At 65.7% G+C, this 20,872-nt stretch carries 21 protein-coding genes; 6 read left to right on the forward strand and 15 right to left on the reverse strand.

The window, feature by feature from the left end:
* Nucleotides 1–16 precede the first annotated feature (16 nt).
* The 3 genes from AC1DS6_RS29950 to AC1DS6_RS29960 are packed head-to-tail and all read right to left on the reverse strand — an operon-like array spanning nucleotide 17 to nucleotide 3,559.
* Nucleotides 17–2,239, reverse strand: a complete 2,223-nt coding sequence (locus AC1DS6_RS29950) for a RelA/SpoT family protein (protein WP_441627292.1) — start codon at nucleotides 2,237–2,239, stop codon at nucleotides 17–19.
* Between the two features lie 15 nt (nucleotides 2,240–2,254).
* The gene (locus tag AC1DS6_RS29955; RefSeq protein WP_441627294.1) at nucleotides 2,255–2,617 is read right to left on the reverse strand and encodes a RidA family protein; all 363 of its coding nucleotides are present in this window, start codon (nucleotides 2,615–2,617) and stop codon (nucleotides 2,255–2,257) included.
* Nucleotides 2,618–2,674: 57 nt separating this feature from the next.
* Nucleotides 2,675–3,559, reverse strand: coding sequence for an alpha/beta fold hydrolase (locus AC1DS6_RS29960; protein ID WP_441627296.1), 885 nt, complete (start codon nucleotides 3,557–3,559; stop codon nucleotides 2,675–2,677).
* 200 nt (nucleotides 3,560–3,759) lie between these two features.
* On the opposite strand from AC1DS6_RS29960, the gene AC1DS6_RS29965 reads away from it, so the two are divergent.
* Together AC1DS6_RS29965 and AC1DS6_RS29970 are read left to right on the forward strand one after the other, a co-directional pair.
* Nucleotides 3,760–4,536 carry a 3-hydroxybutyrate dehydrogenase gene (locus AC1DS6_RS29965; RefSeq protein ID WP_441627298.1) on the forward strand — a complete coding sequence of 259 codons (777 nt, stop codon included), beginning with the start codon at nucleotides 3,760–3,762 and terminating at the stop codon, nucleotides 4,534–4,536.
* Nucleotides 4,537–4,553: 17 nt separating this feature from the next.
* Nucleotides 4,554–5,027 (forward strand): DUF411 domain-containing protein, encoded by a 474-nt coding sequence (locus tag AC1DS6_RS29970; protein ID WP_441627300.1) that lies wholly within the window; start codon nucleotides 4,554–4,556, stop codon nucleotides 5,025–5,027.
* A gap of 103 nt (nucleotides 5,028–5,130) precedes the next feature.
* On the opposite strand, the gene AC1DS6_RS29975 is transcribed toward AC1DS6_RS29970, so the two are convergent.
* Together AC1DS6_RS29975 and AC1DS6_RS29980 are read right to left on the reverse strand one after the other, a co-directional pair.
* Nucleotides 5,131–5,769 (reverse strand): CoA transferase subunit B, encoded by a 639-nt coding sequence (locus AC1DS6_RS29975; RefSeq protein WP_428178738.1) that lies wholly within the window; start codon nucleotides 5,767–5,769, stop codon nucleotides 5,131–5,133.
* Between the two features lie 11 nt (nucleotides 5,770–5,780).
* Nucleotides 5,781–6,482: a CoA transferase subunit A gene (locus tag AC1DS6_RS29980; RefSeq protein ID WP_045240052.1), complete on the reverse strand. Its 702-nt coding sequence runs from the start codon at nucleotides 6,480–6,482 to the stop codon at nucleotides 5,781–5,783.
* Nucleotides 6,483–6,655: 173 nt separating this feature from the next.
* On the opposite strand from AC1DS6_RS29980, the gene AC1DS6_RS29985 reads away from it, so the two are divergent.
* Nucleotides 6,656–7,201, forward strand: coding sequence for a PAS domain-containing protein (locus AC1DS6_RS29985; protein WP_441627303.1), 546 nt, complete (start codon nucleotides 6,656–6,658; stop codon nucleotides 7,199–7,201).
* 13 nt (nucleotides 7,202–7,214) lie between these two features.
* Here AC1DS6_RS29985 and AC1DS6_RS29990 read toward each other — a convergent pair whose 3' ends face one another.
* The 7 genes from AC1DS6_RS29990 to AC1DS6_RS30020 all read right to left on the reverse strand — a co-directional run bounded on the left by AC1DS6_RS29990 (nucleotide 7,215) and on the right by AC1DS6_RS30020 (nucleotide 13,702).
* Nucleotides 7,215–7,613, reverse strand: a complete 399-nt coding sequence (locus tag AC1DS6_RS29990) for an acyl-CoA thioesterase (protein WP_441627305.1) — start codon at nucleotides 7,611–7,613, stop codon at nucleotides 7,215–7,217.
* Nucleotides 7,614–7,685: 72 nt separating this feature from the next.
* A complete protein-coding gene (locus AC1DS6_RS29995; RefSeq protein WP_441627307.1) occupies nucleotides 7,686–8,309 on the reverse strand; it encodes a hypothetical protein in 624 nt (207 codons plus the stop codon).
* Between the two features lie 245 nt (nucleotides 8,310–8,554).
* Nucleotides 8,555–9,250, reverse strand: coding sequence for a DUF2968 domain-containing protein (locus AC1DS6_RS30000; protein WP_441627309.1), 696 nt, complete (start codon nucleotides 9,248–9,250; stop codon nucleotides 8,555–8,557).
* Nucleotides 9,251–9,501: 251 nt separating this feature from the next.
* Nucleotides 9,502–10,530: a DctP family TRAP transporter solute-binding subunit gene (locus AC1DS6_RS30005; protein WP_441627311.1), complete on the reverse strand. Its 1,029-nt coding sequence runs from the start codon at nucleotides 10,528–10,530 to the stop codon at nucleotides 9,502–9,504.
* A gap of 120 nt (nucleotides 10,531–10,650) precedes the next feature.
* Nucleotides 10,651–11,955 (reverse strand): TRAP transporter large permease, encoded by a 1,305-nt coding sequence (locus AC1DS6_RS30010; protein WP_441627313.1) that lies wholly within the window; start codon nucleotides 11,953–11,955, stop codon nucleotides 10,651–10,653.
* Complete coding sequence (locus tag AC1DS6_RS30015; protein WP_441627315.1) at nucleotides 11,952–12,560, reverse strand: TRAP transporter small permease; 609 nt, start codon at nucleotides 12,558–12,560, stop codon at nucleotides 11,952–11,954. Before AC1DS6_RS30015 ends, AC1DS6_RS30010 begins: the two co-directional genes overlap by 4 nt.
* A gap of 356 nt (nucleotides 12,561–12,916) precedes the next feature.
* A complete protein-coding gene (locus AC1DS6_RS30020) occupies nucleotides 12,917–13,702 on the reverse strand; it encodes an SDR family oxidoreductase (RefSeq protein ID WP_045240045.1) in 786 nt (261 codons plus the stop codon).
* A 346-nt stretch (nucleotides 13,703–14,048) separates the two neighbouring features.
* On the opposite strand from AC1DS6_RS30020, the gene AC1DS6_RS30025 reads away from it, so the two are divergent.
* Nucleotides 14,049–15,734, forward strand: coding sequence for an electron transfer flavoprotein-ubiquinone oxidoreductase (locus tag AC1DS6_RS30025; protein ID WP_441627317.1), 1,686 nt, complete (start codon nucleotides 14,049–14,051; stop codon nucleotides 15,732–15,734).
* Between the two features lie 58 nt (nucleotides 15,735–15,792).
* Here the strand turns inward: AC1DS6_RS30025 and AC1DS6_RS30030 are convergent, their stop codons facing one another.
* Together AC1DS6_RS30030 and AC1DS6_RS30035 are read right to left on the reverse strand one after the other, a co-directional pair.
* Complete coding sequence (locus AC1DS6_RS30030; RefSeq protein ID WP_441627319.1) at nucleotides 15,793–16,275, reverse strand: hypothetical protein; 483 nt, start codon at nucleotides 16,273–16,275, stop codon at nucleotides 15,793–15,795.
* 199 nt (nucleotides 16,276–16,474) lie between these two features.
* Entirely contained in the window at nucleotides 16,475–17,386 is a 912-nt protein-coding gene (locus AC1DS6_RS30035; protein WP_441627321.1) for a flagellar brake protein, read from the reverse strand.
* A gap of 342 nt (nucleotides 17,387–17,728) precedes the next feature.
* On the opposite strand from AC1DS6_RS30035, the gene AC1DS6_RS30040 reads away from it, so the two are divergent.
* Both AC1DS6_RS30040 and AC1DS6_RS30045 read left to right on the forward strand, forming a co-directional pair.
* Nucleotides 17,729–18,427: a FadR/GntR family transcriptional regulator gene (locus AC1DS6_RS30040; RefSeq protein ID WP_441627323.1), complete on the forward strand. Its 699-nt coding sequence runs from the start codon at nucleotides 17,729–17,731 to the stop codon at nucleotides 18,425–18,427.
* Nucleotides 18,428–18,528: 101 nt separating this feature from the next.
* Nucleotides 18,529–19,635 (forward strand): NAD(P)/FAD-dependent oxidoreductase, encoded by a 1,107-nt coding sequence (locus AC1DS6_RS30045; RefSeq protein WP_441627325.1) that lies wholly within the window; start codon nucleotides 18,529–18,531, stop codon nucleotides 19,633–19,635.
* A 28-nt stretch (nucleotides 19,636–19,663) separates the two neighbouring features.
* Here AC1DS6_RS30045 and AC1DS6_RS30050 read toward each other — a convergent pair whose 3' ends face one another.
* Nucleotides 19,664–20,872 (reverse strand): MFS transporter, encoded by a 1,209-nt coding sequence (locus AC1DS6_RS30050; RefSeq protein ID WP_441627327.1) that lies wholly within the window; start codon nucleotides 20,870–20,872, stop codon nucleotides 19,664–19,666.

The following is a 20,872-nucleotide window of genomic DNA, read 5'->3' on the forward strand; positions in this document are numbered from 1 at the left end:
GAACGAAAGTATAGCATCACTTTCTTTTCGCCTGCAAGACCCCCACCACATCTTCTATCAATCCGAGTGCGCGCTGCAGTTGCGTGGCCTCCGAAACCTCGGCGGTGAACTGCATCCGGGCAACGCCTTTGCTCGATAGCGTCTTCACGCCGGTGACGTTGATCTTCTCGCGCGACAGCACTTCCGAGATGTCGCGCAGCAGCCCTTGCCGGTCGATCGCCTCCACGTGAATGTCCACCGGATACACCGCATCGCTCTTCTTGCCCCACTCGGTCTGGATCACGCGCTCAGGCGCGCGCGCCGAAAGCTGGCCGAAGGTGTGGCAGGTGCGGCGATGGATGGAAACACCGCGCCCGCGCGTGACGAAGCCCACGATCTCGTCCGGCGGCGCCGGCTTGCAGCACTTGGACATCTGCGTCATCAGCGAATCCACGCCCACCACCAGCACGCCGCTCTTGGCGCCGCGCGCCACGCTGGTGGCGCGGCTCTTCTTGGTGACTGCCTCTTCTTCGCTCTGCACCACCGCGGCCTCGCCTTCGGGGTGCCGCAGCGCCTGCTCCACGTGGCGCAGGCTGAATTCATCCTTGGCGACCGCGGCGAACAGGTCGTCCGGCATCTTGAAGCCGAGCCGCGTAGCGAGGTCATCCAGGTTGACGGCGGTCTTGCCCTCGCGCTGCAGGGTCTTGTCGATCAGCGCGCGGCCTTGCGACATGGTCTCCTGCGAATCGAGCGCATTGAACCAGGCGCGTACCTTGGCCCGCGCGCGCGGGCTGGCCAGGTAGCCCAGCTCCGCATTGAGCCAGTCTCGCGACGGCCCGCCCTGCTTGACAGCGATGATATCCACCGTCTGGCCGTTCTTGAGCGGCGTGTTCAGCGGCACCATGGTGCCGTCCACGCGCGCGCCGCGGCAGCGATGGCCAAGATCGGTGTGCAGGTAATACGCAAAATCCACTGGCGTGGCGCCTTGCGGCAAGGCCACCACGCGCGCCTGCGGCGTCAGTACATAGATGTGGTCGTCGATGGCCGCATGCTTGAGCTGCTCCCATGGCGACTCGTCGTGCGCCACGGAATGATCGGCATCGTCCTTCCAGGCCAGCAACTGGCGCAACCAGGCAATCTTCTCGTCGTAGCGCTCACTGGCCGAGAACTGCCCGCTGTAACCCTTGGCGCCGGCCTCCTTGTAGCGCCAGTGCGCGGCCACGCCGTACTCGGCGAAGTGATGCATCTCCTGGGTGCGGATCTGCACCTCGAAGGCGCGCCCGTCGTCGCCGATCACCACCGTGTGCAGCGACTTGTAGCCGTTCGACTTCGGCCGGGAAATATAGTCATCGAACTCGCGCGGGATCGGCTGCCAGATATGGTGCACGATGCCCAGCACGGTGTAGCAATCCTTGATGTCGTCGACGATCACGCGGAAGGCGCGCACATCATAGAGATCGGCAAAGTCGAGTTCCTTGCCGCGCATCTTCTTCCAGATGCTGTAGATATGCTTGGGGCGGCCGGTCACTTCCGCGCGGATGTCCGCCGCAGCCAGCTCGGACTGGAGCCGCGCGATGGCGCTCGCGATATAGCCTTCGCGCTCGATCCGTTTTTCATCAAGCAGGCGCGCGATGCGCTTGTAGGTGTCAGGCTGCTCGAAGCGGAAGGCCAGGTCTTCCAGCTCCCACTTCATCTGCCAGATCCCGAGCCGGTTGGCCAGCGGCGCGTAGATGTCCAGCGTTTCGCGCGCGACACCGGGCAACGGCTGCGCCTTAGCCTGCGCCAGCCAGCGCAGCGTCTGCAGGCGCGAGGCCAGCCGCACCAGCACCACGCGGATGTCCTGCGCGAAGGCCAGCAGCATCTTGCGCAGCGCTTCCACCTGCTCCTGCCGCGCGGCGATTTCGTCCTTGGTGGTTTCGGGCGCGCCGCTGTGGCCCACCGCGATCGCACCGATACGCAACAACTGCCTCACGCCCTTGACGAGCCTCGCGACCTCCTCGCCAAACAGCGGCTCGATTTCCACCTCGCTGCCGGGCACGAACGCCGCCAGCGCAAACAGGCAGGCCGCGGCGCGCGCGGCATCGTCGACGCGCAGCCCGTCGAGAATGCGCAGCATGCCCTCGGCATGCGAGAACACGGTTTCGCCGGTGGGCAGCATCGCCTCGCTGCCACGCTCGCGCACGAAATCCAGGGCGCGCTCCACCAGCCCGGAATCGGGCGTGCCGGCAATCTGCCCGGTCAGGTCAGTCGACGTCACCATCTCGCTGCCCCAACCTCACTTGAGCGCGGCGGTAACCACCACTTCGATCAGGTATTGCGGATTGGCCAGGCGCGCCTCCACCGTGGCGCGCGGGGGCGTATTGCCCTGCACCACCCATTCATCCCAGACCTCGTTCATGATGCCGATCTGGTCGATGTCGGTGAGAAATATCTGGCACGACAGGATCCGGCTCTTGTCGCTGCCGGCTTCGTTCAGGAGACGCTCGATGTGGCCCAGCACCTCACGGGTCTGGCCGCGCAGATCCGCGCCGGGATCGACCTCCGGCACCTGGCCGGCGAGGTAGACCACGCCGTTGTAGATCGCGTATTCGGACAGGCGCTTGCCCACATGGGCGCGCTTCAGTTCACTGGTACTCATGGCAATACTCTAGTTGTCGGTAAGACTTCAAACATCGGATCCGGGCCGCGGCCGCCTTCAGGCCGCGCCCAGGAAAAATTGCTTGGCAATGGCCACTTGCGCGGGGTCGATGAACGTCGGGGCGTGCCCGACGTCCGGCACCTCCACCGCGCTCACGTCGCGTCCGCGCGAGACCATTTCCGCCACCGTCTCGCGCGTCAGCAAATCGGACTGCGCGCCGCGCACCACCAGCGTCGGCGCCTGGATGGCCTCGAACATGTGCCACAGCGCCGCTTCGCCGGCAGTCACCTGCTCGGGCGTGGTCTCGCGAAACGGCAGCGCCATCGCCGGATCGTAATGCAAACCCCATTCCAGGCCTTCCACGCCCTGCACCGGCTTGAGAATGGCGCCGTTAAGCTCGCGCCACTGCTCGGGTGTGTGACGGCCAAAGGACGCGCTGATGGTCTGCAGGTAGGCCAGGCCTTCCTCGAAGGTCTTGAAGCGCACCGGCAGGCCCAGGTAGGCGCCGATCCGCTCCACCGCCGAGGCGGCGATGCGCGGGCCCACGTCGTTGAGCAGCAGCTTGCGCACCGGCGTCTTGGGCAACCCCGCCAGCCCCATGCCGATCAGGCCGCCCATCGAGGTACCGAACCAGTCGACCTGCTCCACATTGAGCCGGGCGATCAGGGTGACCATATCCGAGACGTACTGCGGCACCACATAGCGGCGCGGGTCCGCCAGCCAGTCCGAACGGCCACGCCCGACCACGTCTGGGCACACCACGCGGTACTCGCCGCACAGCGCGGCGGCGACGGTGTCGAAGTCGCGGCCGGTGCGGGTCAGGCCATGCACGCACATCAGCACCCTGGGATTGGTGGGGTCGCCCCACTCGTGATAGGCCATGCGGTGAAGACCCGCCGGGCTGATGCACTGAACGAAGCCGAGGCGCGGGCTGACTGACATCTGAACTCCCTGGCAAGACGGTAGCAAGAACGGCACCGCCAACAGGCGGCGCCCAGGTTAAGCAAAGCTGGATTGTACGCTGCAGCAGTTACAATGCCACAGCATCCGGGTTCGCGCCGCCATGCCTTTGCCGCTGGCGGACGACAGCCTGTTCACGCAGTCCAATTCCAACATCAAAATCTCCCGACGGAGGGCAAAACATGCTCAAAGGCAAGACGGCGCTAGTCACGGGTTCCACCAGCGGTATTGGTCTCGGCATCGCGCAGGCACTCGCCGCGCAGGGCGCCAACATCATCGTCAATGGCTTCGGCGACGCCGACGGCGCCAAGCGCGAGATCGCGCAGTCCGGCGCGGGCATCCGCGTTGGCTACCACGGCGCGGACATGAGCAAGTCCGCGGAGATCGAGGACATGATGCGCTATGCCGAAACGGAATTCGGCGGCGCCGATATCCTCGTCAATAACGCCGGCATCCAGCATGTGGCCAATATCGAGGACTTTCCGCCCGAGCGCTGGGACGCGATCATCGCCATCAACCTGACCTCCGCCTTCCACACCACCCGCCTGGCGCTGCCGGGCATGAAGCGCAAGGACTGGGGCCGCGTCATCAATATCGCCTCCGCCCACGGACTGGTGGCGTCGGCGCAGAAGTCCGCCTATGTCGCAGCCAAGCACGGCATCGTCGGGCTGACCAAGGTGACGGCCCTGGAAACCGCGCAGACCGGCGTCACCGCCAATGCGATCTGCCCGGGCTGGGTACTGACGCCGCTGGTGCAGAAACAGGTGGAAGCGCGCGCCCAGAAGGACGGCATCCCGGTCGAGCAAGCCAAGCATGAACTGGTGATCGAGAAGCAGCCTTCCGGCCAGTTCGTTACGCCCGAGGAGCTTGGCGCGCTGGCCGTGTTCCTCGCCAGCGACGCGGCCCGGCAGGTGCGCGGCGTGGCCTGGAACATGGATGGCGGCTGGGTGGCGCAATGAGCGCACCAGCACAAACCATGCAACGGCGCCGCTTTCTCCGCACCCTGGCCATCGGCGCCACGGTCTCGCTAGGGCTGCGTGCCGGCGCCAGCACCGCTGCCGCCCCGCTCGCCATCGAGGTGTACAAGAGCCCACAATGCGGCTGCTGCGAGGGCTGGGTCGAGCACCTGCGCGCGAACGGCTTCGCCGTCACCGTGCGCGACGTGGAAGACACCGGCGTTTATCGCGCCCGCTTTGGCATTCCCGAGCGCTTCGGCTCCTGCCATACCGGCCGTATCGCCGGCTACGCGGTCGAAGGGCATGTGCCGGCGGCCGACATCAAGCGGCTGGTGGCCGGCAAACCCAAGGCCGCGGGCCTGGCGGTGCCGGCCATGCCGGTGGGTTCGCCGGGCATGGAACAGGGTTCGCGCAAGGATCCTTTCGATGTCCTGCTGGTCCGCGCGGACGGTGGCGCCTCGGTCTTCGCCAGCTACAACAAGCGCCGCGCCTGACGAAGCCACCGCAGCGCCAGCAAAAAGCCCCGCGAACGCAAGCTCGCGGGGCTTTTTCATTGCCACTCCGCGCCCGCCACGAAGGCCGGCGCGGCAAAGCGCATCAGAGCAGCGGGGCGCCCGTCTTGCTCTGGATCTCTTCGCGGCTCACGCCCGGCGCCGTTTCCACCAGCTTGAGGCCGGCTTCGGTCACGTCGATCACGCCGAGGTCCGTGATGATGCGGTTGACCACGCCCACGCCGGTCAGCGGCAATGCGCACGTCGCCAGGATCTTGATGTCCTCGGTGCCGTCCTTCTTCTTGGCCGTGTGCTCCATCAACACCACAACGCGGCCCACGCCTGCCACCAGGTCCATCGCGCCGCCCATGCCCTTGACCATCTTGCCCGGGATCATCCAGTTGGCCAGGTCGCCCTTCTCGCTTACCTGCATGGCGCCCAGGATGGCCAGGTTGATATGGCCCCCGCGAATCATCGCAAAGGAATCCGCCGAGGAGAAGATCGACGAGCCCGGCAGCGTGGTCACGGTCTGCTTGCCGGCATTGATCATGTCGGCGTCGACCTCGGCCTCGGTCGGGAACGGGCCGATGCCCAGCAGGCCGTTCTCGGATTGCAGCCAGACTTCCATTCCCGCGGGAACGTGGTTGGCCACCAGCGTCGGCAGGCCGATGCCCAGGTTCACGTAGAAGCCGTCCTGCAGTTCGCTAGCGGCGCGCGCCGCCATTTCGTCACGTGTCCATGCCATGATGTTTCTCCTTAGCTGGCGGCACGCACGGTGCGCTGCTCGATGCGTTTCTCGGGATTGGCGTTCAGCACGATGCGCTGCACAAAAATGCCTGGCGTGTGGATCTCGTCCGGATCCAGCGTGCCGGTATCGACCAGGTGCTCGACTTCGACCACGGTGAACTTGCCGGCCATCGCGCACATCGGGTTGAAGTTACGCGCGGTGCGGCGGAACACCAGGTTGCCGGCGCGGTCCGCCTTGTACGCCTTGACGAGCGCCACGTCGGCGGTCAGCGCGCGTTCCATCACGTACTGCTGGCCATCGAATTCGCGGATTTCCTTGCCGTCGGCCACGATGGTGCCCACGCCGGTCTTGGTGAAGAACGCGGGGATGCCCGAGCCGCCGGCGCGCAGCTTCTCGGCCAGCGTGCCTTGCGGGGTGAACTCCAGCTCAAGTTCACCGGCCAGGTACTGGCGCTCGAACTCCTTGTTCTCGCCCACATAGGAGGAGATCATCTTCTTGATCTGGCGCGTGGCGAGCAGCAGGCCGAGGCCAAAACCGTCCACGCCGGCGTTGTTCGAGATACAGGTGAGTTGCTTGGCGCCGCTGTCGCGCAGGGCGGCAATCAGCGCCTCCGGGATGCCGCACAGACCGAAACCGCCAACCGCGATCGTCTGGCCGTCGCGAACCACGCCCGCGAGCGCCTCCGCGGCGCTGGCATAGACCTTGTTCATGTTTGCTCCTTCCTCGGTGATTTCCTGTCTTTGCGCCCGCCTCCGGGTGATGCCGGCGAGTCACGCAGGGAAATTGTAACGGTACAATCGGACGGAAATCGCCAGATTGCCGACTGCCCGACAGCATACGCAAGCGCCGCAGCCCGCGCCAATACGTACAATTACATAAGCAAATGCCCGCTATCGACTACCAGACCGCTTTCCAGCTCGCGCCAGTGGGCCTTGTGCTGTCGCGCGAGCGCATGATCGAGGACTGCAATGACGAGCTTTGCCGCATCTTCGGCACCACCAGGCAGGCCCTGATCGGCGAGTCGTTCCAGGTACTCTATCCCACCGCGGATGAATTCGAGCGCACCGGCGCGCGGATCGTGCCCATCATGAACGCCAAGGGCACTTACTCCGACGAGCGCATCATGAAGCGCGCCGGCGGCGAGCTGTTCTGGTGCCATGTCACCGGACGCTCGCTGGATCGCCAGCAGCCGCTGGGCGCCGGCATCTGGACCTTCGAAGATCTCTCGCAGAAGCGTCCGGTCACCGCCGAGCTGACGGCCCGCGAGCGCGATATCGCCGCGCAGCTGGTCGACGGCAAGACCAGCAAGCAGATCGGCAAGCTGCTGTCGATCAGCCCGCGCACGGTGGACATCTACCGGGCCAGGCTGATGAAGAAATACGGCGCCCATACCTCGGTGGACCTGGTGCAACGCCTGGTCAACCACTAGGGGCGCGGAACGCCTACGCCATCAGCGCACGGATCGCCGGCGGCACGGGTACCGATTTCTCGGCCTCATAGTCACACCACACCACCTTGGCGCCGCCCTCCGCATACACCACATCGGGCTGATCGGTGCGGCGGATCTCCATGTGGGTCTCGAAGCTGGTGCGTCCCAGATCGCCGGCAAACAGGCGGCACTCGATATCGCCCGGATAGCGTAACTGCCTGATGAAGGTCATGTGCGCGTTGATGATGATCGGGCCGCAACCGTTGGCATCCTTGCCGCCAAGGCCGAGCGACTCGAACCAGGCAATGCGCGCCTGCTCCAGGTAGCGGAAGTAGACCGTGTTGTTGACATGGCCCATGGCGTCCATGTCGCCCCACCGGATGGGCATGAGGAGAGTGAATACGGGTTTCATGGCCCCGAGCCTATCACGGGGGCGCTTCGCTTCCATCGGCGGAAACGACGGTTCGCGCCTGGCGCGCCCGCCTTAGTCGTCGATCAGCCGGGCATGGCCTTGCAGTTCGAAGCGCATGTCAGGCGGCACGAATGCGACTGCGCTCGGGCGCAGGTCGATATCCGGGGCGCCTGAGACCGGCAAATCGGCCGCCTCGCTGCGCGGCTGCGTCTGGCTGTCGTTGCCGCTGGCCGAGGGCACGAACCGGACCGGAGCGGCATACGGCTGCCTCCGTGTGACCGCATTCGCAGCCGGCGTCACCGGGCTGGCTGCCGTGGCCGTAGCCCCCCTTTCGCCCGCCTTCGGCCGGCCCCTTTGGGCGATTACGACGGGATGAGGCACGGCGACCGGTTCGGGCTCGTAGCCGGCGGGTTCCGCAGGCAAGGCAGCAACGGGATCCGGCGGCGCGGGCAAGTTCTGCACGTCTGCCGCCGCAGTTTCCGGTCGCTGGACGGTCACGGCTTGCAATCCGGCGGTAGCGGGCGCGGGTAATGGCGCCGGAGCCACCAGTAGCACTGTCACAAGCCACGCCACCACGACAGCCAGGCCGCCGCCAAACGCACCGGCCGCCAGCCCGCGCAGGCGCACGCGACGCAACGACTGCGCATGCGCAGGACCGGTGGCAGCAAGATGCTGCTTGATAGCTGCGGTACGCATTGCCGCCAACGCATCGCGCACATCCAACTCCGTGCCCCATGGGGGCGGCACATCAAGATTGGCGTACGATGGAAAAATGGAATGGGACACTGGGGCTCACCTCTGCAGCGCAAACGCGACGCGGCCTCGCCAGCCTATGCGGGCGAAACGGGTCCGGGCGAAATCATAGCGCTACGGAAAGATAGGGAAATTCAGACAGTTCTGCTTCAGCATTCGGAAATTTCTGCCAAGCAGGCGCAAACGGCTTATTGGCGGCGCGCCGGACGGTCACTCCCCGGCGCCCCGGGGATGACCAGCCCGGAATCCGTCAGCGACGACTCCATGCGGCGAATCTGCTGCTGCAGCTGCTCCAGGCGGATGCGCGAGGCACGGCTCTCGATTTCCGCGCTCTGCACCTCGACGCGCGACACCTTCTGCTCCTCGGCGATGCGCTGGCGCTGCGCCTGCATCACGCGCACGTCTTCGTTGAGCGCGTTTGCCCGCGCCTCGCTCTCTTGCAAGGCCCGGTCAAATGCGCGTTTCTGCGATGCCAGCACCTGTCGGCGGATATCGTCGTCCGCCCAGGCCGTGCTCTGCTGGGTCAACTGGCGGTAAGCCTGCTCCGCCGCAGCGAACGACTCAAAGCGGAAAACCCGCCAGAGGTTCTTCTGATAGAACAGCGCCACGTAGCAGACCACCTGGTCGTCCGCAAGCATCAGCGTGGTGCCGTAATCGCCGTTGTAGCTGGTACGCAGTTCGCGCACGGCCTTGTCCCGCAGCCGTTGCTGTAGTTCCGCCACAAGCCCCAGCGAAGAGGCCGATGCCGGCAGGCTGTCCTGCGCCACCTGGACGGCAGGCGATGCTGCCTGCGCCATCGCAGCCTGCGCACCAGCCACGGACAGCAGCAGGGCTAGGCCCGTCAGGCGGGCAGGCAAGGAGGTACGGCGAGGCTTGTTCGGCATGACATTCCGGTCGGGACACAGGACGGGACCTTCTTGGGATCCCGGGCCGCCGCCGCGCGCGCGGCAGGCGCGCGGCGATGGAATTCCCATGCGCCGCGAAAGGCGCATTCTATCAAACGACCGGGATATTCCCAAATTTGTGACAATTGCGATCATTTTGGCGACGCAATCCGTCCGCCAAAGGAGAGCAGGGTCCGCGAACGGCCCCTGCTCTCCGTGCCCTCGCAGGCACCGCGATCCCTCCTCACGGCTTACCGCTTGGCGATCGAGGCTTCAGCCTTGCTGACCAGGTCGGTGCCGATCTGCTTCTTCCACTTGTCGTAGACCTTGGCCGTGGCCTTGCGAAAGGCATCGTGCTCGGCCGGCGTCAGTTGCGACACCTTCACACCGTGGGCTTCCATATCCTTCCAGCCCGGCACGCCCGGCTCAACCAGGCCCTTGCGCGCCAGCGCGATTTCCTGCTTGCCGGCATCGATGGCGGCCTGCTTGACGATCTCGCGGTCGGCCGGCGTCCAGCTTTCCCAGATCTGCTTGTTGACCACGAAGATCAGCGGGTCGGCCACGTAGCCCCAGGTGGTGACGAACTTCTGACCCACCGTGTAGAGCTTGGCAGCGGCGAACACGGATTGCGGGTTCTCCTGGCCATCCACGGCGCCCGAGGCCATGGCCGGCTGCGCGTCGGCCCAGCTCATCTGGGTCGGATTGGCGCCGAGTGCGTTGAAGGTCTCGATATACAGCGGCGAGCCCACCACACGCAGCTTCATGCCCTTCAGGTCTTCCGGCTTGCGGACTTCGCGCTTGGAGTTGGAGACTTCGCGGAAGCCGTTCTCGCCCCAGGCCAGCGGCACCACGCCGGACTTGTCCAGCGTCGCGAAGATCGATTTGCCGACCTCACCCTGGGTGAGCGCGTCCAGCGCCTTGTAGTCCGGCATCAGGAACGGCAGCGAGAACAGGTTCAGTTCCTTGACCTGCGGCGACCAGTTGATGGTCGAGCCGACCGCCATGTCGATCACGCCCTGGCGGATCGCCGAGAACTCGCGGGTCTGGTCGCCCGCCACCAGCGAGGTGCCGGGGTAGAGCTTGATATTGATGCGGCCGCTGGTGCGCTGGCGCACCAGGTCAGCCCAGATCTCGCCGCCCTTGCCCCACGGGAAGGCCGGGCCGAGCACCAGCGACATCTTGTACTCGGCTTTGTAGGCCTGCGCCATGGCGCCAGCGGGCGCGAGGGCGGCAGCGGCGATGGTGGCTGCCAGCGACAGCATCAAGGCACGACGTTTCATGGATTCTCTCCTCTCAGGATGTGTTGTGTGTTTCTTATGCACTGCGTTGAGCGTGGCTCATTGCGCGATCCCGCAGGCGAGCCGCGAAGCCCGTCCATGGGATCAACTTCCGATTCAGCTTCAATAACCGAGATAGTCCGGGAGCCACGTCGCCAGTGGCGGATAGGCCAGCACCATCAGCATGGCGACGAACATGGCCAGCAGCATCCAGATCACCCAGGGTACGGTCTCTTCCATCCGCACGCGCGCGATCCGGCACGAGACCATCAGGTTCACCGCCAGCGGCGGCGTAAATTGGCCAAGCGCGACCTTGAGCGTCAACACCACGCCGAACCACACCGGATTCCAGTGGAAGGCGTTGGCGATCGGCAGCAGCAGCGGCACGAAGATCAGGAAGATCGAAATGCCGTCGAGGAACATCCCCACCGTCATCAACAAGGCCACGATCAGCGCCAGCACGCCGTACTCGCCCAGCCCCGAATGCGCGATGGCATTGGCCAGCGGATCGATCACGCCCAGCGTGGACAGCGCATAGGCAAAGATGCCGGCCAGCGCCACCACTAGCAGGATGACTGCGGAAGTCTCCGCCGCTTCCTGAAAGATCACGAACAGGTCGCGCAGGCCGATGCTGCGATAGATCACCATGCCGACGAACAAGCCGTACACGACTGCCACCACGGCAGCCTCGGTCGGCGTGAACCAGCCCGCGCGCATGCCGCCCAGGATCAGGAACGGCGCGACCAGCCCCCAGGCCGCTTCGCGCAGGCTCTTCCAGAACGGCGGACGCGGCAGCCCGGCCTCGATGGCGCCCATATTGTGCTTGCGTGCCAGCCAGACGGCCGGCACGATCAGCGCCACACCGGCCAGGATGCCGGGGATCATGCCGGCGGCGAACAGCGCCGGCACCGACGCGCCGGGCACCAGCACGCTATAGATGATGAAGGCAACCGAGGGCGGGATCAGGATGTCGGTGGCGGCGGCGGCGCCAACCACGGCCGCGCTGTACGCGCCGGGATAACCGGCCCGCGACATGGCCGCGATCATCACGCCGCCCACCGCGGCCGCGTTGGCCGGGCCGGAGCCGGAGATCCCGCCCAGGAACATGGCCACCAGGATGGCCACCAGCGGCAGCATGCCGGGGCCGCGCCCGACGATGGCAATGGCGAAGGTCACGAGACGCTGCGCCACGCCGGAACGATCGAAGATCGAACCGACCAGCACGAACATCGGGATGGCCAGCAGCGGGTATTTGCCGAGGCCGGCGTAGAAGTTCTGCGGCACGGCCAGCAGGCCGAACATCTGCGTATCCAGGTTGGACAGGCCGATCGCCACCAGGCCACCGAGGCCCAGCGACACGCCGATCGGCACGCCAAGCATCATCAGGCCAAGAAAAACCACAAACAGAATGATCGCAACGAGGGTCATGGCGCGGACTCCGAAGCAGGTACGCCATCCGCGCTCCCGGCATGCATGGCCTTGAGCGCGCGCAGGTTGCGTACCGCCACGCCGAACGCCCGCAGCGCGATGGCGGCCGACAGCACCGGCAGCCAGACCGAGTACCACCAGCTTGGCACGCCGATGCCCGGCGAGGTCTCGCCAAACGTGTATTCGTCCCAGGCGATGCGCCCGCCCAGTACCGCCAGCGCGATGAACATCACCGCGACGGCCAGCGCCGACAATACTGCCAGGCGCCGCTGCCGAGCCGCGCTGCCGCGCTCGAAGAAAAACTCGATGCGGATATTGCGGTCGCGCGCCACCGCGGCGCTGCCTGCCACCAGGGCCAGCACGATCATCAGGAAGACCGAGAATTCCTCGGTCCAGGCAAAGGACTCATCGGTGAAGTAACGGACCACCACATTGGCGAAGGTGATGCACACCAACAGCACCATGACGACCACGCCGACCCAGTCTTCGAGCCGCGGCGAAACCCTGAAGCTGCTGTCCCCTTGCTGGCTGGCGCCAGTCTCGTCCGGCATGGCCGTGACGTCTTGCGGGTCGGCATCGCGCCGTCCCTCCCTATCTGCTTGCATCTCCCCGGCCTCCGGTCCGGTCCGCGCGGCGCTCCTGGCCGCAGGCGGATATTCTTTGAATTATGTAAAGACTTAATCTCAAGACATGGCGGATTATGCCAAGACTGTGGAGCGTGCGGGAACTTTTGCTTGGTCCCGCAACCCGGCATCGGCTGGACATGGCGCCCATGTGCCCGGCCGGGGCTCGCGCGGCCTGTCGGTAACGGGCAATCCGGCAAGCCGCCGATGCGCGTCGCGCCCAAGGGGACCGGATAAGCCCAGGGACAGCGAACCGCATGCCTGCCCGCACTTATGGTGCGTGGCAGAACCAGTTTGCCGGGGCGAGCGGGCGTGTAGCCCGCCGCCGTTGACCTCGGTTACACCATGCCGTCGTCGGCCGTGATGATCGCGCCGTTGATGAATGCGGACTGGTCGGACGCCAGCAGCAGCAGCAGGCCGTCCAGGTCCTCGGGCTTGCCCACGCGCTTGCGCGGCAGCATCTGGATCAGTTTCTGGCCCGCATCGGTGTCCCAGTGGTGGTGATTGATGTCGGTATCGATATAGCCGGGGCAGATCGCATTGACGTTGATGCCGTGGCGCGCCCATTCCAGCGCCATCGCCTTGGTCATATGCACCACCGAGGCCTTGCTCATGCAGTACACGCCGATCTGCGACAGCACCTTGAGCCCGGCCACCGATGCAATGTTGACGATGCGCGACTGCGGCAGCGGATTGCCGTTTTTCTCGGCTCCCTTGGAGCGCGCGATCATACGCTTGGCCACTTCCTGGGCCACGAAAAAGGCACCCCGGGTATTGGTATCGAAGACAAAATCGAAATCGTCAGGGGTTACGTCGGTGAGGCGCTGCGTGGTGGAAACCCCCGAGTTATTGACCAGGATATCGATCGCACCCGCCTCGGTCTCGGCATGCGCCACCGCGGAGCGGATGCTGTCGTGGTCGGTCACGTCCAGCTGCACCACATGGGCGCTGCCCCCCTCGGCTTCGATCGCGGCACGCAGTTCCTTGAGCCGCTCGGTCCGCCGCGACGCCAGTATAACCTTGGCGCCAGCCGAGGCCAGGACGTGGGCAAACCGCGTGCCCAGACCGCTCGAAGCGCCTGTTACCAGCGCGACCTTGCCTTCCAGATTGATCGACAAACCCATATTGACCTCGATGTTCGGGAGCCCCCCGCGCCGCCTGCCATGGCCACGGCTACGGGGTGCTCCTCACGAAACTGCCTGGCTCAAATGGAAGGCAGCATATCAAAAAAAAGAACGGTCGTTCCAAAAAAAATCTTGCCTGACCGTGGCGAGTCCCGGACAATGCCGGAGATTCTAAGAACTCGGGCTATAAAGGGAAAGAGGAAAAACACGCAGGCCGGCACGATCGGCGCCTTCTGCGCCCCGCCCTTGCCCCCCGGTTTCCCCCGATCATCGCATCCCCGGTACCACCGAACACGGCATTTCCCACAATTGCGCGCAAGTTGCCAAGAATAGAGGGTTAGAGACAATGAATCAGCAACAGCTCCTGGAGCAGTACGGCCCCCGCGAGGCCATGGAATACGACGTTGTCATCGTCGGCGGCGGCCCCGCCGGCCTGGCAACCGCCATCCGCCTGAAGCAGCTCGCGCAGGAGAAAGGCAACGAAGTCAACGTATGCGTGCTGGAAAAAGGCTCCGAACCCGGCGCCCACATCCTGTCCGGCGCCATCATGGACCCGCGTGCACTGAATGAGTTGTTCCCGAACTGGAAGGAACTTGGCGCGCCGCTGAACCAGCCGGTCGCTGAAGACAAATTCCTGTTCCTCAACGAAACCGGTTCCAAGGCAACCCCGTCCGCCCTGCTGCCGGAATGCTTCCACAACCACGGCAACTACATCATCAGCCTGTCCAACTTCACGCGCTGGCTGAGCCAGCAGGCCGAAGCGCTGGGCGTGGAAATCTTCCCCGGCTTCCCGGCCGCCGAAGTGCTCTACAACGACGATGGCTCGGTCAAGGGCGTGGCCACCGGCAATATGGGCATCAACAAGGAAGGCGAGCCCACCGAGAACTTCCAGCTCGGCATGGAACTGCATGCCAAGTACACCATCTTCGCCGAGGGCTCGCGCGGACACCTGGGCAAGCAGGTGATTTCGCAGTTCAGGCTCGATGCGGGCAAGGATCCGCAGAGCTACGGCATCGGCCTCAAAGAATTGTGGGAGATCGATCCCGCCAAGCACCAGCCCGGCCTGGTGGTGCACACGGCCGGCTGGCCGCTGGACCCGGCCACCTACGGTGGCTCCTTCCTGTACCACATGGAAGACAACAAGGTCGCGGTGGGCTTCGTGGTCGGCCTGGACTACACCAACCCGTGGCTGTCGCCCTTCGAGGAATTCCAGCGCTTCAAGACCCACCCTGAGATCCGCAAGTATTTTGAAGGCGGCAAGCGCATCAGCTACGGCGCCCGCGCCATCACGGCCGGCGGCCTGCTGTCGCTGCCCAAGACCGTATTCCCGGGCGGCGCCCTGGTAGGCTGCGACGCGGGCTACCTGAACGCCTCGCGCATCAAGGGCAGCCATGCCGCCATCAAGACCGGCATGATGGCCGCCGAGGCCGCGTACGACGCCTTGCAGGCCGGCCGCCAGCATGACGAACTGACGGCATACCCGACCGCCTTCGAAAACAGCTGGCTGCACAAGGAACTGCTGCAGGCGAAGAACTTCAAGCAGTGGTTCAAGAAGGGGCGCACCACCGCCACCCTGATGACCGGTATCGAGCAATGGCTGCTGCCCAAGCTCGGCATCCGCAACCCGCCCTGGACCATCCACCGCGAGAAGCCGGACCACGTCTACCTCAAGCCGGCCGCCGAGTGCCAGCAGATCGTCTATCCCAAGCCGGACGGCAAGCTGACCTTCGACCGCCTCAGTTCGGTGTTCATCAGCAACACCAATCACGAGGAAAACCAGCCGGCCCACCTGACGCTGAAAGACGCCAGCGTGCCCGTCAACGTCAACTGGGACAAGTTTGCCGGCCCCGAAAGCCGTTACTGCCCGGCTGGCGTCTACGAGTTCGTGCAGAACGACGATGGCAAGGAACGCCTGCAGATCAATGCGCAGAACTGCGTGCACTGCAAGACCTGCGACATCAAGGATCCCACGCAGAATATCGTATGGGTGACACCGGAAGGCGGTGGCGGCCCGAACTACGTAGGCATGTAAGCTCGACCCAAGGGCAATAGGAAACGGCACCCGATTCGGTGCCGTTTTTTTTGCCTGTTCAGGCTTGCGGGCTCGATGTCGCGGGCAATGCCAGCGAATCGTGATAATGCGGCTTGCTGTCTGGCACGTCCTGACACCAACCGATCACGTCGGCCACGCCGGCGATCAAGGTAATCAGCGCCGGGCCGGCGAGCGGCACCTGCCCGATGCCGTCGATCAACGCCAGCACCACGCCCGATACGCCACCATCGGGACCTGGCTTGCCGATAGCGGTGACCGAGGCGACTTCCAGGGGAGACATCGCCAGCAGGCCCACTCCGGCCCCGTCCGGATCAGGACGGAACTCGCTGCCGCGGGCGAGGCTGTTATCCGGTCTTTCGCTAGACCGGACGTCTAACCCAAGCAAACGTTCTTCCGCCGAGAATGCACGGGACTGGCCAAGTCCATTCATGGCATTGGCCGTGGCGGGCACGGCAACCGCAAGCAGGCAAGCCAAAATGGACGCGCAAAGGCTGGCGCCGAAGCGAGGGCTCCGCTTCATGATGTCTCCTCGTCATCGTGATGGGTCTGATCGGGACAAGCGGCCGCAATAACCGCTTTTCATTGCAGGGGACAGTAGAGACGGCCCGAGCGCGCGGGGCAAGGCTGGCGCTAGAAGATTAGCTCCAAACGCCGGAATGAGCGCGACCGTCACGGCAGCGTCCTTCCCCCCGCTGCCGATAGCAAGCAGGCACAGGACATCAGGTAGAAACCTGCATGCTGGCACTTGCCAGCAACTGTTCGTAGATAAAGCACTGAAGCAGCGTCAACTCCCGCTCACCGAGCACATCGAAAGCAACGCCGAATGAGGGGAACTCTGTATCGCTCTCGGCGGGCAACGGGTTGCGCACCAGGCCGTCGACCATGATCTCGCTGTCCAGCGCCGCAGTGCGCAGATGAAAGCACAAGCGTACCGATGTACCTGGCGCCGGCACCGGCCCGGCAATCTGGATCTGCGCGCCGCCGGTACTCAGGTCGGTCAGCAGCACCAGCCTGGCCGGCAGGCGGGGGCTCGGTCCTGCCTGCGGGGCAGCCCCGTCGGCCTGCAGCGTGTCGTTCGCCGTGCTCCCGGGATCGACCAGGTAGGCGGCCAGGCGGGTCGGCACGCGGGTGGCTGTGCGCACTGGAAGCTGCTGCGACTCGGCCGGCGCAGACAACACCAGATAGCGGAAGGGACTGCGACAGATCGCAGTCACGGTCGATTCGAAGCTGAGGATCGCATGGCCGGAAAAGCCGCGCAATAGCACTGTGGCGCCGGCCTGGACCTGCAATTCCTTGCCGCCGAGCTGTGGCCACGTCACAAACAGGCCCTGCTCGACAAAGCCGATCAACCGGCTGGCGGCGGCGCGGCCTGTCTGGCCCGGCGCCTTGACCTGCAACAGCGTGCCAACCTGTAGGCCAAGCGGCCCGGCAGTGGCGGGCCGGCCGCCATCTTCCAGTTCGCCCGGCTCGCTATCGGGCCGGCACACCGTGCCGTGCCGGAAGACCAGGGCGACATCGCGATCCTCGGGGATCACGCTACCGCTGCCGAGCACGAGGTTTCCCGCCTCGTCCAACAAGGACCAGGGCAAGGGCTGCCCGACCGGGAGATCGTTAGGGGTAAGTGCAATCATGGCAGGCAGCAGTGACGCCCAGGCTACAGGCGTGGCAGATCCAACGGTGGCCACGGGAACGTGTCCCGCAGCCACCACCCGGCGAGGCGCTCAGCGCATATCGCGTCGCCTGGCCTCGCCGAAACGCCCCAGGGGGCGGACGGCAACGCGCGTACCCATGTCCAGGCCGACGTTCACCGCGATGTCCAAGGTGAATAGCGCTTCTCACCTGGCTTTTTATCGGCCAGTTCCGTAAAACCTTAAGGTCGATTCCTGACATCGCGATCCGGCGATCCTTGACGCCATCCCGCTTTCCTCGCAAACTCTCCCCACAATCTGTCTGACAGCCTTACAGATTTACTGATGACCATTCTGACCCGCCCCGCCTCGCTTGCCGCCCGCATCGCCGACGCCCTGCGCGCCGACATTGCGGCTGGCCGCTTCGCCGCCGGCGCCCGCCTCCCGGCCGAAGCGGCCTTGGGCGAGACCTTTGGCGTGAGCCGCCCGATCGTCCGCGAGGCCATCGCGCAACTGAAGGCGGAAGGCCTGCTGATCACGCGCAAGGGCTCGGGTGCGTACGTATCGGAAACGCCAGGCGGCCAGGTGTGGCGCTTGGCCACGGCGCCGCAGGGCGGCCCGACCCCGGCCCAGCTATTCGAACTGCGCATGGTGGTGGAATGCGCCTGCGCCGAAATGGCCGCCCGGCGCCGCACGGGGGAAGACTTGCAAGCCATTCAGGCCGCACTGGCCGCCATGGGCCGACATGCGGACGATTTCGCCAGCGCCGCGGCGGCCGATGTGGCGTTCCACCATGCGATTGCGCAGGCCGCGCACAACCCGTGCTTTACCGGCCTGACCGATTTCGTCGGCCAGCACATGCTGGCGGCGCGTCAAACGGCCTGGGAAAACGCCGCGCGCTTTCGCGGCGGCTCGCAAGGCGCGGACGGCGAACACGCCGCGCTGGTCGAAGCCATTGCCGCCGGCAACCCCGGCGCCGCACGCCAGGCGGCACGCCGGCATCTCAGCGCGGCAGCGAGGCGCATGGGGCTGGCCTTGAACTGAAGCTTGCGCGGCAAGCGCACGCCGCCAAGCGGCACGACACTATCCGGGAACCGCGGCTCGCATGACATGGCAGGCGTCAGCCGCAGCAGCAGAGGAACACAATGGAACAAGTAGATTGCGTGGTAATCGGCGCCGGCGTGGTCGGCTTGGCAGTGGCGCGGCAGTTGGCCTTGCAGGGCCGCGAGGTCATCATCCTGGAAGCGGAAAATGCCTTCGGCACCATTACCAGCGCGCGCAACAGCGAAGTGATCCATGCCGGTATCTACTATCCGGCCGGATCGCTCAAGGCAGAGATGTGCGTCCGCGGCAAATCCATGCTGTACGAGTACTGCGCCTCGCACCATATCAACCACCAGCGCTGCGGCAAGCTGATCGTCGCCACCACCGAGGCCCAGGTGGCCACGCTGGAAGGCATCCGGGCCAAGGCCGCGGCCAATGGCGTGCACGACCTGCAGCTGCTCAGCCAGGCCGAGGCACAGGCGCTGGAGCCGAACCTGCAATTCCGTGCCGCCCTGCTTTCGCCCTCGACCGGCATTGTCGACAGCCACGGCCTGATGCTGGCCCTGCTGGGTGATGCGGAGAATGCCGGCGCCATGCTGGCGGTGCAATCGCCGGTGGCGCGCGGCGCCGTCACGGCGAATGGCATCCGGCTTGACGTAGGCGGCCAGGGCGAAGCGGCCGGCACCACGCTGCTGGCCCGTACCGTGATCAACTCGGCCGGGCTCACGGCACCGGCGCTGGCGCGCAGCATCGCGGGCATGCCCGCCGCGCACATCCCGCCGCAGTATTACGCCAAGGGCTGCTATTTCACGCTGGCCGGGCGCGCGCCCTTCTCCCGGCTGATCTACCCGGTGCCGGAGGCCGCCGGACTGGGCGTGCACCTGACCATCGACCTGGGCGGCCAGGCGCGCTTCGGCCCCAACGTGCGATGGATCGACGAGATCGAGTACGGCGTGGATCCCGCGGATGCCGACAGCTTCTACGGCGAAGTCCGGAATTACTGGCCGGGACTGGCCGACGGCGCACTGCAGCCGGGCTATGCGGGCATCCGCCCCAAGATCAGCGGACCCGGCGAGCCGGCGGCGGATTTCCGCATCGATGGTCCGGCTACGCATGGCGTACCCGGGCTGGTCAACCTGTTCGGCATCGAGTCGCCAGGGCTGACCTCGTCGCTGGCGCTGGCCGAGCGCGTCGCAAGCCTGCTCTGAGGCGAGCGCGTGCGCAATCCGGCCTGCGTCACCGCGCGGCAGCGTCGGAGGCAGCTTCCGTGCGGAACGTCATGAACGCGCACAGCGCACCGCCGGCCGCCGCCAGCGCGGCCAGCCCGAAGGTGTGGGCCGGACCCAGCGCCTTCCAGGTCCAGCCCATCGCCAACCCGCCGCAGGTGCCGCCAAGACCATAGGAAAGGCCGGTGTAAAGCGCCTGTCCGCGGCCCTGCAGCGGGCCGGCGAACCAGCGTTGCAGGCGCTTGAGGCTGGCGCTGTGATGCGCGCCGAAGGTGGCCGCGTGCAGTACCTGCACCAGCGCCATCAGCCACGACAGCTCCGCCAGGTAGCCGGTCAGGCCGAAGCGCACCGCGGCCAGCACGAAGGTACCGGTCAGGATGGTCCGCAGCGGGACGCTGCCGAACATCCGGCCCTGGTAGAAAAAGAAGACAATCTCGGCGACCACGCCGATGGTCCACATCACGCCGATGGCGAACTTGCTGTAGCCAAGCTGCTCCAGGTACAGCGAATAGAACACATACAGCGCGGCGTGGGCGAACATCATCAGGAAGGCCGAGCCGAAGAACCAGACCACGTCGGGACGGCGCAGCAAGGGCAGCGCCGGCGGCGGCTTGACGCGCGGCCCATCGTCCGGCGCATCGCGCATGCCGAACACCACCACCAGGAACAGCGCCAGCATGGTGCTCGCCAGCCACGGGAACGCCTCCATGCCGAAACGCTCGAACAGCGCCCCGCCCAGCAGCACGGCCGCAATGAAGCCGGCCGAGCCGAACATGCGGATGCGCCCGTAGCGGTGATCGAAGGCGCCATGGCGGCGCAGCGTGGAAATCGTGAGCGCGTCGCCCAGCGGCGACATGGCGCTGGTGATCAGGTTCAGCCCGATCATCATCGCCATCATCCCGCCGTAGCTGGTCACGCCAGGCACCATCAGGAAAGCGAGCAAGGCCGTGACGGCGGCCAGGCGCAGCAGGCGCACCCGCGTATGCATCACGTCCGACAGCCAGCCCCAGAAATACGGGCCGACGATGCGGCTGACCTGGAAGCAGGCCATCAGTACGCCGATCTGTACCGGGGAAAAACCGCGCCCGGCGAAAAACAGGCTTACATAGGGCGAGATAACGCCGACATAGCCGTAGTAGCCGAGGTAAAAGAGGCCAAAACGCGTCTCGGCGACGCGCCCGCCGCCGAGGGCGTGGGCGTGTGGTTCCGCCTGCGCCAA

This window comes from Cupriavidus sp. 05L310, from assembly GCF_056398185.1.

Excerpts from the sequence above, each read along its gene's own strand:
- AC1DS6_RS29950 (WP_441627292.1), bottom strand. The coding sequence starts at position 2,239 with ATGGTGACGTCGACTGACCTGACCGGGCAGATTGCCGGCACGCCCGAT.
- AC1DS6_RS29985 (WP_441627303.1), top strand. The coding sequence starts at position 6,656 with ATGCCCGCTATCGACTACCAGACCGCTTTCCAGCTCGCGCCAGTGGGC.
- AC1DS6_RS29995 (WP_441627307.1), bottom strand. The coding sequence starts at position 8,309 with ATGCGTACCGCAGCTATCAAGCAGCATCTTGCTGCCACCGGTCCTGCG.
- AC1DS6_RS29980 (WP_045240052.1), bottom strand. The coding sequence starts at position 6,482 with ATGAACAAGGTCTATGCCAGCGCCGCGGAGGCGCTCGCGGGCGTGGTT.
- AC1DS6_RS29955 (WP_441627294.1), bottom strand. The coding sequence starts at position 2,617 with ATGAGTACCAGTGAACTGAAGCGCGCCCATGTGGGCAAGCGCCTGTCC.
- AC1DS6_RS30025 (WP_441627317.1), top strand. The coding sequence starts at position 14,049 with ATGAATCAGCAACAGCTCCTGGAGCAGTACGGCCCCCGCGAGGCCATG.
- AC1DS6_RS29960 (WP_441627296.1), bottom strand. The coding sequence starts at position 3,559 with ATGTCAGTCAGCCCGCGCCTCGGCTTCGTTCAGTGCATCAGCCCGGCG.
- AC1DS6_RS30045 (WP_441627325.1), top strand. The coding sequence starts at position 18,529 with ATGGAACAAGTAGATTGCGTGGTAATCGGCGCCGGCGTGGTCGGCTTG.
- AC1DS6_RS30000 (WP_441627309.1), bottom strand. The coding sequence starts at position 9,250 with ATGCCGAACAAGCCTCGCCGTACCTCCTTGCCTGCCCGCCTGACGGGC.
- AC1DS6_RS30015 (WP_441627315.1), bottom strand. The coding sequence starts at position 12,560 with ATGCAAGCAGATAGGGAGGGACGGCGCGATGCCGACCCGCAAGACGTC.
- AC1DS6_RS30020 (WP_045240045.1), bottom strand. The coding sequence starts at position 13,702 with ATGGGTTTGTCGATCAATCTGGAAGGCAAGGTCGCGCTGGTAACAGGC.
- AC1DS6_RS30005 (WP_441627311.1), bottom strand. The coding sequence starts at position 10,530 with ATGAAACGTCGTGCCTTGATGCTGTCGCTGGCAGCCACCATCGCCGCT.
- AC1DS6_RS30040 (WP_441627323.1), top strand. The coding sequence starts at position 17,729 with ATGACCATTCTGACCCGCCCCGCCTCGCTTGCCGCCCGCATCGCCGAC.
- AC1DS6_RS30035 (WP_441627321.1), bottom strand. The coding sequence starts at position 17,386 with ATGATTGCACTTACCCCTAACGATCTCCCGGTCGGGCAGCCCTTGCCC.
- AC1DS6_RS29965 (WP_441627298.1), top strand. The coding sequence starts at position 3,760 with ATGCTCAAAGGCAAGACGGCGCTAGTCACGGGTTCCACCAGCGGTATT.
- AC1DS6_RS30010 (WP_441627313.1), bottom strand. The coding sequence starts at position 11,955 with ATGACCCTCGTTGCGATCATTCTGTTTGTGGTTTTTCTTGGCCTGATG.
- AC1DS6_RS29990 (WP_441627305.1), bottom strand. The coding sequence starts at position 7,613 with ATGAAACCCGTATTCACTCTCCTCATGCCCATCCGGTGGGGCGACATG.
- AC1DS6_RS29970 (WP_441627300.1), top strand. The coding sequence starts at position 4,554 with ATGCAACGGCGCCGCTTTCTCCGCACCCTGGCCATCGGCGCCACGGTC.
- AC1DS6_RS30030 (WP_441627319.1), bottom strand. The coding sequence starts at position 16,275 with ATGAAGCGGAGCCCTCGCTTCGGCGCCAGCCTTTGCGCGTCCATTTTG.
- AC1DS6_RS29975 (WP_428178738.1), bottom strand. The coding sequence starts at position 5,769 with ATGGCATGGACACGTGACGAAATGGCGGCGCGCGCCGCTAGCGAACTG.